At 44.6% G+C, this 15,891-nt stretch carries 14 protein-coding genes and 3 pseudogenes; 9 read left to right on the forward strand and 8 right to left on the reverse strand.

Annotated elements, in window-relative coordinates:
* Nucleotides 1-19 precede the first annotated feature (19 nt).
* Both leuC and NSQ57_RS14085 read right to left on the reverse strand, forming a co-directional pair.
* A complete protein-coding gene (gene leuC, locus NSQ57_RS14080; protein ID WP_029514977.1) occupies nt 20-1,444 on the reverse strand; it encodes a 3-isopropylmalate dehydratase large subunit in 1,425 nt (474 codons plus the stop codon).
* Between the two features lie 621 nt (nt 1,445-2,065).
* Nucleotides 2,066-2,199 (reverse strand): annotated as a pseudogene (locus NSQ57_RS14085) (fibronectin type III domain-containing protein); the annotation flags it as partial.
* A gap of 224 nt (nt 2,200-2,423) precedes the next feature.
* Here NSQ57_RS14085 and NSQ57_RS14090 point away from each other — a divergent pair.
* Together NSQ57_RS14090 and NSQ57_RS14095 are read left to right on the forward strand one after the other, a co-directional pair.
* Nucleotides 2,424-2,663: a hypothetical protein gene (locus NSQ57_RS14090; protein WP_029514978.1), complete on the forward strand. Its 240-nt coding sequence runs from the start codon at nt 2,424-2,426 to the stop codon at nt 2,661-2,663.
* 88 nt (nt 2,664-2,751) lie between these two features.
* Nucleotides 2,752-3,038: pseudogene (locus NSQ57_RS14095) on the forward strand (hypothetical protein); the annotation flags it as partial.
* Between the two features lie 25 nt (nt 3,039-3,063).
* On the opposite strand, the gene NSQ57_RS14100 reads toward NSQ57_RS14095, so the two are convergent.
* Both NSQ57_RS14100 and NSQ57_RS14105 read right to left on the reverse strand, forming a co-directional pair.
* Complete coding sequence (locus NSQ57_RS14100) at nt 3,064-3,297, reverse strand: hypothetical protein (RefSeq protein ID WP_342424954.1); 234 nt, start codon at nt 3,295-3,297, stop codon at nt 3,064-3,066.
* A 180-nt stretch (nt 3,298-3,477) separates the two neighbouring features.
* On the reverse strand, nt 3,478-4,893 hold the full coding sequence (locus NSQ57_RS14105) for a helix-turn-helix transcriptional regulator (protein WP_342424955.1): 1,416 nt from the start codon (nt 4,891-4,893) through the stop codon (nt 3,478-3,480).
* A gap of 283 nt (nt 4,894-5,176) precedes the next feature.
* Between NSQ57_RS14105 and NSQ57_RS14110 the strand changes: the two genes are divergently transcribed.
* Both NSQ57_RS14110 and NSQ57_RS14115 read left to right on the forward strand, forming a co-directional pair.
* Entirely contained in the window at nt 5,177-5,992 is an 816-nt protein-coding gene (locus NSQ57_RS14110; RefSeq protein WP_340955721.1) for a hypothetical protein, read from the forward strand.
* A 103-nt stretch (nt 5,993-6,095) separates the two neighbouring features.
* Nucleotides 6,096-7,187, forward strand: a complete 1,092-nt coding sequence (locus tag NSQ57_RS14115) for a hypothetical protein (protein ID WP_342424956.1) — start codon at nt 6,096-6,098, stop codon at nt 7,185-7,187.
* 104 nt (nt 7,188-7,291) lie between these two features.
* Here the strand turns inward: NSQ57_RS14115 and NSQ57_RS14120 are convergent, their stop codons facing one another.
* The 4 genes and pseudogenes from NSQ57_RS14120 to NSQ57_RS14135 all read right to left on the reverse strand — a co-directional run bounded on the left by NSQ57_RS14120 (nt 7,292) and on the right by NSQ57_RS14135 (nt 9,475).
* Nucleotides 7,292-7,729 carry a phage holin, LLH family gene (locus NSQ57_RS14120; RefSeq protein WP_069010183.1) on the reverse strand — a complete coding sequence of 146 codons (438 nt, stop codon included), beginning with the start codon at nt 7,727-7,729 and terminating at the stop codon, nt 7,292-7,294.
* A 440-nt stretch (nt 7,730-8,169) separates the two neighbouring features.
* Nucleotides 8,170-8,802: pseudogene (locus tag NSQ57_RS14125) on the reverse strand (glycoside hydrolase family 25 protein); the annotation flags it as partial.
* Nucleotides 8,780-9,181: a phage holin family protein gene (locus NSQ57_RS14130; RefSeq protein ID WP_238794824.1), complete on the reverse strand. Its 402-nt coding sequence runs from the start codon at nt 9,179-9,181 to the stop codon at nt 8,780-8,782. The gene NSQ57_RS14130 and the pseudogene NSQ57_RS14125, both read right to left, overlap by 23 nt.
* A gap of 72 nt (nt 9,182-9,253) precedes the next feature.
* Nucleotides 9,254-9,475: a hypothetical protein gene (locus tag NSQ57_RS14135; RefSeq protein WP_165146841.1), complete on the reverse strand. Its 222-nt coding sequence runs from the start codon at nt 9,473-9,475 to the stop codon at nt 9,254-9,256.
* A gap of 237 nt (nt 9,476-9,712) precedes the next feature.
* Here NSQ57_RS14135 and NSQ57_RS14140 point away from each other — a divergent pair, with 237 nt between their 5' ends.
* From NSQ57_RS14140 to NSQ57_RS14160, 5 genes are all read left to right on the forward strand, one after another.
* The gene (locus NSQ57_RS14140) at nt 9,713-10,138 is read left to right on the forward strand and encodes a MaoC family dehydratase (RefSeq protein WP_029517401.1); all 426 of its coding nucleotides are present in this window, start codon (nt 9,713-9,715) and stop codon (nt 10,136-10,138) included.
* A gap of 868 nt (nt 10,139-11,006) precedes the next feature.
* Entirely contained in the window at nt 11,007-11,372 is a 366-nt protein-coding gene (locus NSQ57_RS14145) for a hypothetical protein (RefSeq protein ID WP_013310644.1), read from the forward strand.
* Between the two features lie 128 nt (nt 11,373-11,500).
* Nucleotides 11,501-13,663 (forward strand): formate dehydrogenase subunit alpha, encoded by a 2,163-nt coding sequence (gene fdhF, locus NSQ57_RS14150; protein WP_342424957.1) that lies wholly within the window; start codon nt 11,501-11,503, stop codon nt 13,661-13,663.
* Nucleotides 13,660-14,310, forward strand: a complete 651-nt coding sequence (locus tag NSQ57_RS14155) for a 4Fe-4S dicluster domain-containing protein (RefSeq protein WP_342424958.1) — start codon at nt 13,660-13,662, stop codon at nt 14,308-14,310. The genes fdhF and NSQ57_RS14155 overlap by 4 nt, the downstream gene beginning before the upstream one ends.
* 32 nt (nt 14,311-14,342) lie before the next feature.
* Nucleotides 14,343-15,848 (forward strand): [FeFe] hydrogenase, group A, encoded by a 1,506-nt coding sequence (locus NSQ57_RS14160; protein WP_342424959.1) that lies wholly within the window; start codon nt 14,343-14,345, stop codon nt 15,846-15,848.
* The last annotated feature ends 43 nt before the right edge of the window (nt 15,849-15,891 follow it).

Raw genomic sequence — 15,891 nt, forward strand, 5'->3', positions numbered from 1 at the left:
GTAATTCCTCCTCTGTATCCTAGCGGACTACTTCTTCCTGCTTGAATTTCCAATCCCGTACATCAACAAAATGCCCATGAATCGCCGCAGCGGCTGCCATTGCTGGAGATACCAGATGAGTCCGTCCTCCGCGTCCCTGACGACCTTCAAAGTTACGATTAGAAGTCGAAGCACAACGCTGTCCCGGTTGCAGCACGTCTGGATTCATCGCAAGACACATACTGCATCCTGCTTCACGCCACTCAAATCCTGCTTCTTTAAAAATGATGTCCAGTCCTTCTTCTTCAGCCTGAATTTTCACACGTCCCGAACCTGGTACGACGATGGCCGTTACTTTGTCAGAAACCTTGTAGCCTTTGGCAACCTCAGCGGCTGCACGCAAATCTTCAATCCGCCCATTAGTGCACGAGCCGATAAACACATAATCAATCGCAATATCCGTGATCGGAGTACCTGGCTTCAAATCCATATATTCAAGCGCTTTCTCAGCCGCTTTACGTTCGTTTTCGGTTGGCAGTTCTGCCGGAATCGGTACGGTTGAGGAAATATCTGTACCCATACCCGGGCTCGTTCCCCAGGTTACTTGAGGAATCAAAGCATCTACGTCAAACTCCAGCACAACATCAAACTCAGCGCCTTCATCTGTGACAAGCTCTTTCCACTCAGCAACCGCTTGCTCGAAAGCGTCTCCTTGTGCTACATGTTGACGTCCACGCAAGTAGTTGAAGGTGGTTTCGTCCGGTGCAATCATTCCTGCCCTGGCTCCGCCTTCTATGGACATGTTACACACAGTCATGCGCTCTTCCATGCTCAATTCGCGAATAGATTCACCTGTATACTCAATAACATAGCCTGTAGCAAAATCTGTACCGTATTTGGCGATGACACCCAAAATCATGTCTTTTGCTGTCACACCAGGTTTGCGGGTACCTACAAAGCGAACTTCCATCGTTTTGGCTTTGGCTTGCTGGAGACATTGTGTTGCCATTACGTGCTCTACCTCACTGGTTCCGATACCAAAAGCGAGTGCTCCGAACGCCCCATGTGTGGAAGTATGGCTATCACCACAAACAATCGTTTTGCCCGGATGAGTCAGACCAAGTTCAGGCCCCATAACGTGAACGACACCCTGATCCACCGTATCCAAATCATACAGTGTGACACCGAAATCACGGCAATTTTGAGTTAATGTATCAATTTGCTGCTTGGAAATCGGGTCCGTAATATTGTAACGGTCCTTAGTCGGTACGTTATGATCCATCGTTGCAAACGTAAGCTCTGGACGACGTACCTGACGGCCGCTAAGACGTAATCCCTCAAACGCCTGTGGCGATGTTACCTCATGTACGAGGTGAAGATCGATGTACAAAATACTCGGCTTACCTGCTTCCTGATAGATGACGTGGTTATCCCAAATTTTCTCGAACATAGTCTTTTTACTCATCATTATTCACCCCTGTGTTTTTCGAACCTAGTGGAGAGAAGCTGAGCGGCTCTCTCTTGAATGTCAACAATATACCACGGGATGTCTGATTGGTCTAAGATATGATATCTATAGAAGTGATAGGTTAAGGCTATAAGAATAGATGAGGTGAATATAGGCGGTTCCTTGCACTGATTTCTATCAGCTCTTAATAGTAAAAACAGTCCACTTATTTCAGCCGCTCCGGCGTGGATCAGGCGTAGTTAAGGGGTTATTCCCCTACCCACTCCGGAAAAGCGGCTGAAGGTCATTCTGTTGTTTTCAAAACGTTGTTGTTTCACCAACTTCTTTAAGGTCGGGGACGGGTCGAACGGCGAACCTTATACATTCCTCAGGAGCTAATGTGGCTGCTGGTGGAGCTTAAGAATCTTTATAAATGAATTAATTTCAAGATGATTACCAGCAAAATGAACAGTGCCAAGACAGCAGCTATCGACGTCCAAACTCTTCCGGTGATTCCCGCGTAGTCTCTTTTCATTTCCCCCACACGTAACGCCTCCTTTATTTTAGGGTACTATACTCCATAGGCTATGCGAGGTCTTGATTAAAGGAAGGGCTTCTTAACAAAAAATGCTTAGTCAATCCAGTACCAGCCTGTCTGCTCTCAACCAAGCGATAAAGTCATTGACCTCTTTCATGCTTAAGTCAAATTCCTTGTCCAAACCGGTAGTCATGGTCAATACCATGATTGCGCGATTACCTGAGAGTTGCTCAGGGTCAGTTTGACCTCCTCCTTGTGGAGTGACAGAGGCTTCATTATTTTACTGTATATATTTGGAAGTATATTCCTCGAAATGTGTCTAAACATAAACCTGCCAATCTATAAATACAATCTAAATATTTGCATATTTATCTAACTGATGACTTACCCAAGATCGATCCTACTCCCCTGTTATTACTTGGAATTATATTAAATCTTCTCAATACTATATTATGAGGCGTGGCGAAGTATCCACGCTGGATTGCTTATGAATTTGAAAGTCCTGTAGTTGTCAACAAATATGTGTTGGCTCCACGTAGATCTAGTTTAACCGAATCGCCAAAAGATTGGATGTTCGAAGGGTCGGACGGTGTTTCACGGGTCATTCTCGATACACAAAAAAATATTACTAACTGGAAAGAAAAAGAGAAAAAAGAATTTCATTTACCAATGAAACAAAATATAAAAAATACCGTTTGAACATCACTAGTAATAATGGTAATTCTCTATTTTCACTTGGAGCCTTCGAGATGTACAATAATTTGCCGTAACACCAACACCAGATCCGTCTACAACACCTGGTTCGTCCGATACAGATGAGGCCTCTCAAGCAACTGGTGACCGCGCTATTCTTACTGTAACCATGGGTAATGGGTTTGATAAAGAATTCGATCTGAGTAAAAAAGAATTGAATGCTTTCACCGCTTGGTATGACGCAAAGGATACTGGTAGAGGTCCTTCATTCTTTGCCATTGATAAGCACAATAACAACAAGGGACCATTCAGCAACCGTAAAGACTACGTAATATTCAACAAAATCCTTACGTTGAAGTAAGTGAGTATTCAACTAAATAATAAACACCAAAGGACTCCATACTGGTTACATACCAGCGGAGTCCTTATTCACATCCACTCTAAATTCAAACTGCTTACGAAAGAAATACGACTCGTTAATCTTAATTGCATCAGGCGAAAACTTTTCCACTACTCCGCCGTAGTCAACGACCGTTATCAACTCATCGCTCAACGGCTGTACTACATATACTCTTACCTGGCATAACGCATCTGCAAAAAGTTCTATATCCGACTTTGACACTCTATATGTATAGTTCATGCTGATCACTTCAGAAATAGTATTCGAGTAAATCGTGTGGTAATTCCTACACTGAAGAAAGCTCTGCCAACCATAAGGTTAGCAGAGCTTTTTCTTTAAAATCCTCCAATGGTAACGTTAGGCTGAATACTATGGTGGTGGTTAAAGGCTTGGTCCGGCATAGTAACAATAAACAAAAAGCTAGCCGCGATGACTAAAAGTACCATTTTTTTGAACATTGTTTTCCCACACCCTTTCAATAAAATTGAAATACTCAGCTTTAGTTTCAGGAACTGCATGGGCTTGAAAACGAACAAACAACCCCATACAGTTTATAAAGTAAGTTTCATTATTTATTATATGTGACTTTACCATTGCATTCATTAAATATTTAAAGCCATCAATGTACTTCCCTCGGTATAAATAATAAAAACCTAACTCGTAACCAAACCACGCGATATAATCCGGTATCACTTGTCGGGTATACATATCATCTGATGATGGTTGTTGTGAAAAAGTCGCAATTAGCGTTTCAAATCGTTTGAGTATATCGTCTACATCTATGCTAAACTGGTTTGCTGCGATTATAACATTCAGCAGTTTTGAAAGCTTTTCATTCTCGTTAGCGGCTGATGTTGTAGCAATATATTCAACATAATCGTTCAGCAGGCTTATTTCTCCTGACAACAGCTTATATACGTAAGTATTTCCTACCGCCCAGTGACTGAACAGGTTTACCCAGTGTTTTGTGTCCTCGTCATCCTCTTTAACCCAGTCTAAATCCGCATAGGCGTATGTATATTGTAGAGCTTGTTGATAATCGCCTTGAGCTTCACAAACACTAGCACACAACAGGTCAGCATAAGCAATGTATCCAAATAACGGCCCTCTTGTTCTCTTTTCATCATCTAGAAACTTTCGTTTTTCTTGGTGTTGTAAACTATACTGGATTTCCGCTTTAGCTCTCATTTGCCTTGCCATTTCGTCTACCTTGTCCCATTTACGTAATGACCTATATACGTTTGCCAAATCCTTCAATGCGTCAAGCTGGTCTATTTCATCCAAACGCTCGACATAAGGCTCAAACAGTATAGCTGCCTTCATATTCCGACTTTGATCATCTCCAATTTGAATCGTAAATATTCGATATTGACAGACTGCCAGACGTTCAGAATGTTGGTACTTCTCTGCTTCTGCTACGCTCTCATAGAGCAGCAGCGCCGCAACATGGCGTCCTTGAGCGAATAGGGTTTCTGCAATGTCAAACAGTTTGGGCGAATAAAGTAGATTGTCCATGATGGCTCCTACCACTCGACGGATCGCATCCAACTTGTCCAACTCCGCACAACGATACAAAAATGGCTCGATTCGTCTCATATTCGGGGGCGTGTCGATGATGTAGTTTTCTATAAATAAGTCGTAAAAGTGGCCTTCCGGTAAACCCATCGCCTCAGTAATTAGATCAAGCTGGTTAACAGACATAGGCTTGTTTCCTGTCACAATGGCACTTAGCGCCCCCCTATTCATGCCTGCAACTTGCCCAAATTGCGATAGACTCAAACCTTTTTGTTTTAAATATCCGTCTAATTCTGCTCTAATCGTAGGTGTATGCTTCATGTCATATCCACCCTTCATACAGAAATTCCAAAACTTTTATATTATTGCATTCTATTGTTGTCCATAATTTAACAGTTGTCAATAACCTTTATTTCTTTTGCATTTTATTAAAGAACTTCGGCATAATCGGTGGCATGAAATGACGTAAAGAACACTCTCCGCAGCCTATACCCATCTTAAAAAATATTAAATATATTCATATATGCCATAAAAAGGTTTACAATATTAGTATATTCCTTTACGCTGGCTTTGTATTTACAAATATTTCAAGTAGGCGTTTTGTTTGAAAGTAAAATTTCTACCACAAGCTTTTCTAGCTGCAACGCTACTCATTTCTTTTGGGATCGCCTATCCAGCTACCTCCAATGCCGAAAAAGGAGATAAAATCCCTGACCGCATGTTAGCGGGTACCATCATTCAATACGATGAGAACAATAACATGGTTGTATTGGAAAAAGGAACTCCGGTACCTGAACAGCAAAAATCTAAAGCTGCTATTGCTCCACTGACTGCTGAACAACAGGCTGAGCTAGAAAAAGAAAAACAACAGGATAAAGAGATCGATGAAGCAACCAAATCACTACCGGTATATCATATTGATAACCCTGACCCTCAGCCTGGTTTAAAAGTAATTTATGATGGCGAAGGTTTTATCAAAGATATTATCTTGCCTGATCAAAAAGAAAATGCGATTACTACTAATAATGTTTCACTTCAAGCATTACCACGCGGTACACGCAAATCACCTGGGACTTATACATATGGAGATCATGATAATGAAATTAAAATTAACGGAACATCTAGTGGCTATGTTCGAGGCACAGGGAGAGGAACAAACTTCACAGACACGTATGGGGAAAATTCCAATAGACTCCAAAGAGGTGACTGTGCAACAAAAGGAGCCATTGATAATCCCGACTTCGGGACAGAAATTCGGGTAAGGAATTATGATAATAATGCCGTAGCTAATTTTTATAAAGCTGATAACGGGAGTCTTCCAGATGCAGTCATTGATATTTGGAAAACGGGTGTAGAGAAGTTAGGTTTAGAATGGCATTCGTACGTCTCATTTTCAGCAAGATATTCCTATGATTTTTAAGATCTTTATACCAAAAAAGGATAGGATCTCGCGTCCTATCCTTTCCCTTTTCGTTATCATCTTCAGTTTGATTCATCACTTATCTCAGAAAGGATGCTTCGTGTTGAGAACAAGTAGCTACAAATTTTTTAGATTCTTTATACTTTCCCTGCTCGTGCCAGCTTTATTGTCATCCTGCTCTCCCTCTTTTACCCCACCAGCAGAATCATCTGTACCCAAAAAGGCCCAATCAAATGAAAAAGTAGTGTCGGCCGGGAAAGGCCAGTATCTATCCATGACTTATACAGAGTATGTGAATGGGAAGAACACAGATCAAGGCATGGTTATGCGTGTAATGACGTACGACTTGAGTAGTAAGAAAGTGACCAAGCTGGCCGACGTCCCCTATACCTCCCAGTACCCGCTTTCTGTGGTGTCCTTGCCTGATCACAAAATTTATTACTCTGCCGGTGTTGGTGATAAGGGAGACCAGTTATTTTCGTATGACTTGAATACCAAAAAAAACGAACAGCTTACCGATAATTTGTTTGCCATCAATCGTATCGTACCAACTACTCCAGATGGCCCACTCGTTCTGGTTGCGGTCAAAAAAGGAGAACGTATACTTAAAACTATTTTCTACAATAAAACAACGCACGCCATGAAATTTATGCATGATGAAAACCAAGATAAAAACCATGAAGAACAAACTTGGTCTATAACCTATAATCCAGCCAAAAAAGCAATTTACAGTTCACATTATTCAGCTAAGGAGCAAGATGAACAAAGAGAAATCTCAAACCGAACACAGACCATTATGATCCCACCGGATAACAAGGTTACAGAAATCAATAGCGTCACTAAGCAAGAGCGTTCTGTTATTACACTAAAAAATCAAGAAATATCATCGATGTCCAGCAGTAATGATAAGCTGCTCCTCATAACCACTCGATTCATTAATGGTGGCAATCCAGAGTATAGTCTGATTGATATTGCAACAGGTAAACGCACCAAAATCAAGTTGCCTATTTTATCCCGCCAATTTGTCTATATGTCCCCCGACGGCAAGGGTGTCTACTATTTGGGTAGCGCCTCTGAGAAAAATGAGGAGGAAGGGCGCGGCGTATATTATTATGATTTCACATCGAAAATTCAAACCCCCATCTTTATACAAGAAGAGGGTTTCATCAATAACTTCATGCTGCTGAACAAGTAATTGCTCTGATTAGCAACATGCCAAAAAGCCGGAAAGAAGCAAGTTTACGCTATCTTTCGGGCTTTCCTTATCTGTTTAGTGTTTACTTTGTAACTATAGCCGTATTAGTCTTGCTCCGTAGCAGGCGCTTGTACTGATTCTGTTGGTTCTTGAATAGACTCAGTTGCTGTCTGAACCTGACCGGATGATACCTCTGCTGTAGCCTGAGCCAAAAAATCATTAAGCTTCGCGGCAAGACCCGATACAGCTTCCTTAGCTGCTGCCCGTGTTGCCTCCTCGTTTGGCTGTGCGTCAGTAGCGAGTGCCACTTTTGTTTTGGCCTTATACTCCAGATATGCCTTCTCAATCGCGGATTTTAACTCTACTTGGGATACTACGATACCTTGACTGGAAAGAGTAAGTGAAGCATACTGCAAAGCCTCCTGAAGCTTACGTTCTCCTCCAGCTTCTTTAAATGCTGTTTGAGCAAAAGCAAAGCCCTCCCCAGCAATTTTATGGATTATTTCCCTCTGTGCCGCCGTAGTACGCGCTTCTAGCCACACGTTAACCTTAGTTTTGAGTTTTGTTCAGACCTCCTAAAACAAACGCTGTAAGCACACCCACAGCGGCTGTGGAGATGGTATTTACGTAAGGTTGCACAGTTTCGATAATTGATTGCATGATTACTTTTCCCCTTTCGTTTTCAACGATGCGATTTTATTTTTTGAATCCCAGGACACTACTGCCCGTAAGCTTCTGCAATTGGCTTGAGTTGCACATAAGCCGTATCGTCTACAAGTTGGACAGTTTGCAGCTTGGCTCTGTTTAAATACGCTTCCTTACGGGTGTTGTCCCAGTGATAAGAAAAGCCCAATACATCTGCCAAAGACCGCAACGGTACATAAGTTCTGGAGCCATGTAGAAGTGCTCTCCCCGCTTCTTTGCCATTGACGCAGAATATGCCGGGTGTAACGGATTCTGTCTCTTGTGCAGGGACAACAGCGCTGAATCGCTTACACAGCTCGTCCGCTGTACCGTCAAACTCATTCATGTCCACGTTCCCTTTTATCCCAGCTACCTTGCCGCTGTCGCTGTATTGCCAAATATCCCAACGTTTCCATGTCACTGTGTCGCTTGGGACGCGAGTGTCACTATACCGGGCTATCCATAATGGGTAACCGCCCAATGAGGCGTTAAAATTGGCGGCAAAGGCACTACCCGTGTAAATGATTGGCTTTCGTCCTGTCAGGCGCTCCAATTCCAAAAGAAAGGCTAATGCTACAGCACTAATAAGTGTTTGGAGAGCTTGCCAGGATTGTTTTCGTAGTCCATCACCGCAGGAAGCTCCAGCGCTTTGGCACCTCCAACCTGATCCTACACATCAGCAAAATGCCGTGCATCCGCTTTCTCTGTGTCAACACTGGTGGCATCTAAAAAATGATAGGCCCCCAACAACACGCCTGCTTTCTTGGCTTTTTTTGCATTTGTAATGAATGTTGGGTCAACATAACTTGCCCCTGACTTGCTTTAATGTAGGCAAATGAAATACCGTCGGTTTAACCGCCTTCCAATCAATCTTTCCTTGATAACGGGATACGTCTATTCCTTGGGCATTACGGCTGTTTCGTCGTTGCATCCTCTTTCTCTCCTTCCTTACCACTTTTACTTTTTAAAACTTCTACGGCCTGTCGGATCACAGGCGGGATAGGAACGCCGAGTCTGCCACCATTCTCCAAAATGGACCGTAGCTCATTTTCCATATAAAAATAGGCGACCGCATCTCGGAATAGGTGCGAATCGCCTAAGACTCCATCAATTAGATGGGATACTGCTACCATTGCAAAAATAAATACCTTTCGAGCTATACCGATAAGACCAATCTTGCTTTTTAAACCTGGTCCGGTACCCTTCTTACCTTCTACGGCAGCGGCAAATAATCCGGTCACATAATCAATAATGACCAGAGCAAGTAACACCCCCAATACTCCCGACCACCCACCATAAAAATACGTCACAGCGCTGCTTCCTAAAGCAGTACAGAACTTAAAAACTCCCACTTATCCAACCTTCTTCCCCCGTCTCTCCGTTCAGGAAACTTTTCCTGAGCTATCATCATTTGCTTTTTGATTCTTTTCCTCTTGGGCCTGTATCTCTGCTAATGCATTTCCTACCGCAATATCCAAACCTATAAGAATTTCTTTCCGGCGTGCTGGCTGTGAAGCAATTACAGCAGAAATAACCTCAGTCAATTCTTGAACCGATCTGGTTAGATCCAGTTGTATATCCAATGTGGATTTTATCTTTGCCATGTATTTCGTCACCTCCTCAAGACGCAAAATAAGCCCCTGAATTATCAGAGGCTTTTCATACTTGTATCTTAAATTAATTTGCTGCTATAACGCTACGAGTTTTAAAGGGAAATATTGTTCAGTGAATATAAATTTGTAGACGGACAATACGTCATTAAGCTAACGGACAGTTTAACTTGATTGGTGATATTATGCTACTCTATAAATAAGCAAATAATTTAATCAAGAGGTGTAATAATGCGGTTTCATGAATTTTATATCGGACAAGTATTTAAAACCAAGTCTTTGAAATTAACTCAAGAGGATATTACCAGATTTGCAAGGGAGTTTGACCCGCAATATATGCATTTAGATGAAGAGAAAGCATTAAAAGGCAGGTTTAATGGAATTATCGCTTCAGGAATTCAAACATTAGCTGTTTCTTTTAAGCTTTGGGTTGAAACAGGGAGTTACGGTGATGAGGTTATTGCTGGAACTGCTATGAATAATATTAAATTTATTAAGCCAGTATATCCAGGCGACGAATTGTACACCATCGTTGAAGTGATTGGAGTAAAAGAGATGAGGAATGGAACAGGACTCGTTACTGTAATGCTGTCGACTTTCAACCACAAAGAGGAGCAAGTTTTTGAAGGCGATTTATCCGTTCTGGTTAAACAGTAAAGTTTTATAAAATCAATTATTAAAAGGTTTGAAGAGGCCCATGCATTCTAGCACGGACCTCTTCTCTTTATTTATACATGGCTTGACTTGCGGCTTTATGTTCAGCCACACGTTGCAGTAATTTCTTCATTTGGCGACCTTTAAGTTGCCCTTCTACAACTGAATTTCGCATAGATTCTACATCTTGAACCCGCACTTTACCCCATGATGAAAGCGATTGTACAGTGCGATAAATTGCTTTGCTGCCACTTTATTATGGGTCTCGACTTGAAAACCAACGCTGTTCGTCGGGTGTTTGTAACAGACAATGACTTGGGCGATCTGCTTAGGATCTGTTGGTTTGTGTACAGACAAATTAGCGTTGGATTGATGATTTAGCGTACCCAGTATTCCTCTTAGCAACTAATCTTCCGGAATTCGCATAACCTGAAGATGATGTTCACGAATACCACTTCCAATCCCACACATATCATGGTAGTTGCAGAATCACGTACGATATCACCTATTTTGGATAACATATTTATATTTTCTGGTGTTCGACTAGCATTTTCGTTCAATGTAATAATGATAAATTCATCTACTGCTTTTGTATTAGAACTGTACAAGCAATGCGATAGAACGAGAAGCATCATACAAACCATAGAGGTAAAGCTGCTTCAAGAGGGGGCTAATCCATGTAAAATTTTGGTTCAGTGTAATGAATTTCACATCTTTCCGGGCCAACCTGTTCTACCATAGAAGAGTGATACGCCGTGCTGGGCAGACCACTTTGGTCGGGACGGTTACGTCTTGTTCTAAACTAGCTACACAGGCTGTCTGGCATGCGCGGCAAGTACGCCTTTATTTTGATTCGAAGCGGAGTGTCCAGATGTTGAATACCGAATTGGAATACCGTGAGCGCATCAGGAAGTTGGCCGTATGTATTGTCAAACACTACCGGGGAAAAGGACCGGACAACGTCAAGGTTTCACTGGATTCGCCGCTCCGGATTACGGTAGAAATTCGAGGTACATTGTCTAATCTGTCCGAAATTCTCGTTCATGAAGGGGCTGAGGACAAGGTCAGAGAATATTGGGACGTCCTTCGTCCCTATCTGGAAAAGGAGTTTATGAACGAAGCCGAAAAAACACTCGGCAGTCCCTTCACTTATACTTGGGAGGTCTGCCCCTCCGTCCATGGAGACGGACACATTATCATTACTCTAGAACTACAACACATACACCGGTTGGATTAGCGGGAAGGAGCCTTGTCTCCTCGCTCGCGGATAAGCCAGTACAGGATGCAGCGTAAAGCGGCATTTTTGTATTGGCTTTTTTTATGTTTCGAGTTTCATCTATTTCATATAAAAGAGGTGCTGCACTTATGGCAGACAAGGTATTGACCGTATGTCCCTACTGCGGGAGCGGTTGTCAGCTTCATTTGCTGGTGGAAAAAGGACAGGTAATTGGCGCAGAGCCGGCTGGTGGTCGTACGAATGAAGGAACGTTGTGTCTGAAAGGACACTACGGATGGGATTTTCTGAATGACCCGCAAATTCTGACTGCACGCTTGCGCAAGCCCATGATTCGCAAAAATGGAGTTATGGAGGAAGTGGAGTGGAAGGAAGCCATTCAATATACTGCCGAACGGCTGTCAGCAATTAAGGAAAAATACGGACCCGACTCCATTATGGGAACGGGCTCCGCACGTGGTCCGGGAAATGAGGCCAATTATGTCATGCAAAAGTTCATGCGGGCGGTCATTGGCACGAACAATATTGACCATTGCGCTCGTGTATGCCATGGCCCTTCTGTGGCAGGTTTGACTTACTCGCTCGGAGATGGAGCTATGTCCAACTCTATTCCTGAAATTGAACACTCTGATCTCATTTTCGTATTTGGATATAATGCACCCGAAACACATCCGATCGTCGCAAGACGCATTGTAGCTGCCAAGCAAAGAGGCGCCAAAATTATTGTATGCGATCCGCGCATGACCGAAACAGCTCGTATCTCGAATATGTGGCTACCCTTAAAGGGCGGTTCGAACATGGCTTTGGTGAACGCTTTTGGTCATGTACTTGTGCATGAAGGACTGTACGACAAACGATATGTGGAAGCAAACACAGAAGGCTTTGCCGAATATGTAGACAGCATTAAAAAATATACTCCCGAATATGCGGAAGGCATTACGGGGGTCAAGGCGACCGATATCCGGGCGGCTATGAGGGAATATGCAAAGGCCCCTACCGCTACCATTTTGTACGGAATGGGCGTATGCCAATTTTCACAGGCCGTTGACGTAGTAAAGGGGCTCGCTTCCCTTGCACTGTTGACCGGAAATCTGGGCAAGCCGAATGTGGGTATCGGACCAGTACGGGGACAAAACAATGTACAGGGTTCCTGCGACATGGGCGCTTTGCCGAATGTGTATCCTGGCTATCAGGATGTAACAGACACCACGGTTCGCAAAAAGTTTGAAAAAGCATGGGGTGTTGAGCTACCGCGTAAAAAAGGGTATCCACTTACGGAGGTACCACACCTCATCCTGAAGGAGAACAAGCTGAAAGCTTATTACATTTTCGGCGAAGACCCTGTACAAAGTGATCCGAACGCCGCCGAGTTGCGTGAAGCCCTAGACCAATTGGAATTTGTCGTGGTCCAGGATATTTTCATGAACAAAACAGCGCTGCATGCCGATGTCATCCTCCCTTCTACTGCTTGGGGCGAGCATGACGGTGTATATTCTTCGGCAGATCGGGGCTTTCAGCGCATCCGAAAGGCCGTCGAGCCACAGGGTGATGTAAAGCCAGACTGGGCTATTATTAGCGAGGTTGCTACCGCCATGGGCTACCCTATGTCCTATGCAAACACAGAGGAAATTTGGGATGAAATGCGTAGCCTCTGCCCATTATTCTCCGGTGCCAGCTACCAAAAAATGGAGCAGCAAGGCGGCGTGCAATGGCCCTGCCCTACTGAGGATCATCCAGGTACACCGTATTTGTATAAAGGAAATCAATTTTCGACACCTAGTGGCAAAGGCAGATTATTCGCCTGCGAATGGCGTCCACCACAAGAACAACCGGATGCAAAATACCCGCTTGTCTTGTCTACAGTCCGTGAGGTAGGCCACTACTCCGTTCGTACCATGACTGGCAATTGCCGTGCGCTGCGCCAATTGTCTGATGAGCCTGGCTTTATTCAGATTAGCCCGGAAGACGGAGCAGATCTGAATATTCTGGATGGTGAAATTGTTGCCATATCCTCCCGCCGGGGACGCATCATGGCTCGGGCACAAATCAGTGACCGTGTGCAACAAGGTGCGACCTACATGACCTATCACTGGTGGGTTGGAGCATGCAACGAGCTGACCGCTGATTTTCTCGATCCGGTATCCAAAACACCGGAATTAAAATACTGTGCCATCCGCCTGGAACGAATCGCCGACCAAGCTCAGGCCGAACGTGATGTACATGAATCGTACCAACAGATTCGCAAACAGATGAACGTCCAGGAAGCTGTTTTGGCTGATAAGGTGACAAGATGAGCGGCACAGGGAATATGATGCACCGTCCGACTGATACCCGGTCAGCTTCGATGAGTAGAATGGGAGCAGCCAGTAGAACAAGCGCTGTTGCTTCTTCTTTTGTAGTCGCAGACGCCGGGCAGTGCATCGGCTGTAAAGCCTGTGAACTGGCGTGCTTCGCCGTTCACAGTCAGGCTAACGGTATAGGAGCTTCGGTTGGAACCGTCAGCGTTCCTGTCATACCCAAGGTGTATGTTGTTCGTACAGGAGATACGTATGTGCCGGTGCAATGCCGGCATTGCGAAAATGCCCCCTGCGCACATGCCTGTCCGGTGCAGGCCATTCGTCAGGAGGACGGAGTCGTCATGATAGATGAGGATCGATGTATCGGCTGTACTTCCTGTGTTTTGGCCTGCCCCTTCGGGGCAATTGAGGTGTCTCCGGTCTACCAGGCCGGACACCTTGTGACGCAGTCCGGCCTGACTCACCGGGCAAATCGAGTGGCCCTTCCCCGCACCGCGGCAAGCAAATGCGATCTGTGCGCGGAAACAGAGAACGGACAGCCTGCATGTGTAGATGCCTGCCCGAATCATGTCCTACGGCTGGCCAAAGGTATATCCGACTCACCTCCAGAGCCTCGGCGGGAAGTCTTTTTCCCACGCCTATAAGGTCAAAATCAGCCGCAGAAAGGTAGAAAAACATGTCAACCACAATAGACAAGAGCTCTTCACCTCCTTGTATGAAGACGACTGATTGCACAGACCCTGTCATTCATATTGACCCTACGCTCTGCACGGGATGCAGACGTTGTGCTGGGGTTTGTCCAGTAGATGCCATAGAGGGATTACCCGGAGAACCGCAAACCGTTAATGCAGACCGATGTGTTATTTGCGGTCAATGTGTACAAATATGCAGCGTATACGCATCTGACTGGGCAGGTTCATCTTCACAGGAAGGCGCCGCTAGACGGCTGGAACGTATCCAAGAACGCGATATGCCTGCCGACATCAGAGAGCCGCTATTCGCTGCCTATTATAGCTACAACTTGAATAAGGTAGCCGATATGATGACCAAACCTGGACAGTTTCGGATCGTCCAATGTGCTCCTGCCATTCGTGTTTCACTCGCGGAGGAATTCGGAATGCCGTTCGGCACCTTGACGCCTGGGAAAATGGCTGCTGCTTTGCGCCGCCTTGGCTTCGATCGAGTATACGACACCAACTTTGGAGCTGACGTGACCATCATGGAGGAAGGCACTGAATTGATTCGTCGCGTGACCGAAGGCGGTCCCTTACCCATGTTCACATCCTGCTGTCCAGCATGGGTCCGATTTGCAGAAATAGAATATCCCGATCTGCTAGACCATCTATCCAGCTGCAAATCTCCGATGCAAATGTTAGGAGCGCTAATCAAATCTTATGGCGCACAACTAGACAAGGTGGAACCTGCGAATATATACAGCGTTGCCATCATGCCATGTACCTGTAAACAATTTGAGTGCGATCGTCCCGAAATGGAATCTGACGGTTACCGTGATGTGGATGAGGTACTGACCACGCGTGAACTTGCATACTGGATCAAGCAGCGCGGAATTGATTTTGCGAACCTGCCTGATGAAGAATTCGATTCACCGTTAGGACAATATTCAGGTGCAGGCTCCATTTTTGGAGTCACCGGAGGAGTCATGGAAGCTGCCATCCGTACAGGTTACGAGCTGCTGACAAATGAAAAACTGCCGAAGCTCCAACTCGATTTTGTTCGTGGTGAGGAAGGCATTCGAGTAGCTGAGGTTCAGGTAGGCAAGCTGCAGCTCAAGGTAGCGGTCGTCGCCGGGCTACAACATGCCTATCAGCTATTGGATCGTGTCCAGGCGGGCGAATGTGATTATCATTTTATTGAGGTGATGGGCTGCCCTGCTGGATGTATCAGCGGAGGGGGACAACCCAAGATCATGTTAGAAAAGCAACGAATTGAAGCTTATCGGGCACGTAAATCCTCCATCTATGGACATGATGCTGCACACCAGGTACGAAAATCGCATGAGAACCCTCACATCATCAAACTTTATGATGAATTTTTAGGTGAGCCGCTGGGTCATGTGTCGCATCATCTGCTGCACACGACCTTCCAACAACGGGGGCCTGGCAAGCAAAGCCGCAGTAGCACTATTTCCACCAAAAGAGATACGGGTTACTCCATTCATTAATACGTTAAGTTATTTTTATGCTGTATACATTATATTTGTCGTT

Source organism: Paenibacillus sp. FSL L8-0502 (assembly GCF_038593055.1).
Lineage (GTDB): Bacteria > Bacillota > Bacilli > Paenibacillales > Paenibacillaceae > Paenibacillus > Paenibacillus polymyxa_D.

What these genes read in the sequence shown, in the direction of transcription:
- leuC (WP_029514977.1), bottom strand. Translation starts at nt 1,444, where the DNA reads ATGAGTAAAAAGACTATGTTCGAGAAAATTTGGGATAACCACGTCATC.
- NSQ57_RS14100 (WP_342424954.1), bottom strand. Translation starts at nt 3,297, where the DNA reads ATGAACTATACATATAGAGTGTCAAAGTCGGATATAGAACTTTTTGCA.
- NSQ57_RS14105 (WP_342424955.1), bottom strand. Translation starts at nt 4,893, where the DNA reads ATGAAGCATACACCTACGATTAGAGCAGAATTAGACGGATATTTAAAA.
- NSQ57_RS14135 (WP_165146841.1), bottom strand. Translation starts at nt 9,475, where the DNA reads ATGGCAAAGATAAAATCCACATTGGATATACAACTGGATCTAACCAGA.
- NSQ57_RS14140 (WP_029517401.1), top strand. Translation starts at nt 9,713, where the DNA reads ATGCGGTTTCATGAATTTTATATCGGACAAGTATTTAAAACCAAGTCT.
- NSQ57_RS14145 (WP_013310644.1), top strand. Translation starts at nt 11,007, where the DNA reads ATGTTGAATACCGAATTGGAATACCGTGAGCGCATCAGGAAGTTGGCC.
- fdhF (WP_342424957.1), top strand. Translation starts at nt 11,501, where the DNA reads ATGGCAGACAAGGTATTGACCGTATGTCCCTACTGCGGGAGCGGTTGT.
- NSQ57_RS14155 (WP_342424958.1), top strand. Translation starts at nt 13,660, where the DNA reads ATGAGCGGCACAGGGAATATGATGCACCGTCCGACTGATACCCGGTCA.
- NSQ57_RS14160 (WP_342424959.1), top strand. Translation starts at nt 14,343, where the DNA reads ATGTCAACCACAATAGACAAGAGCTCTTCACCTCCTTGTATGAAGACG.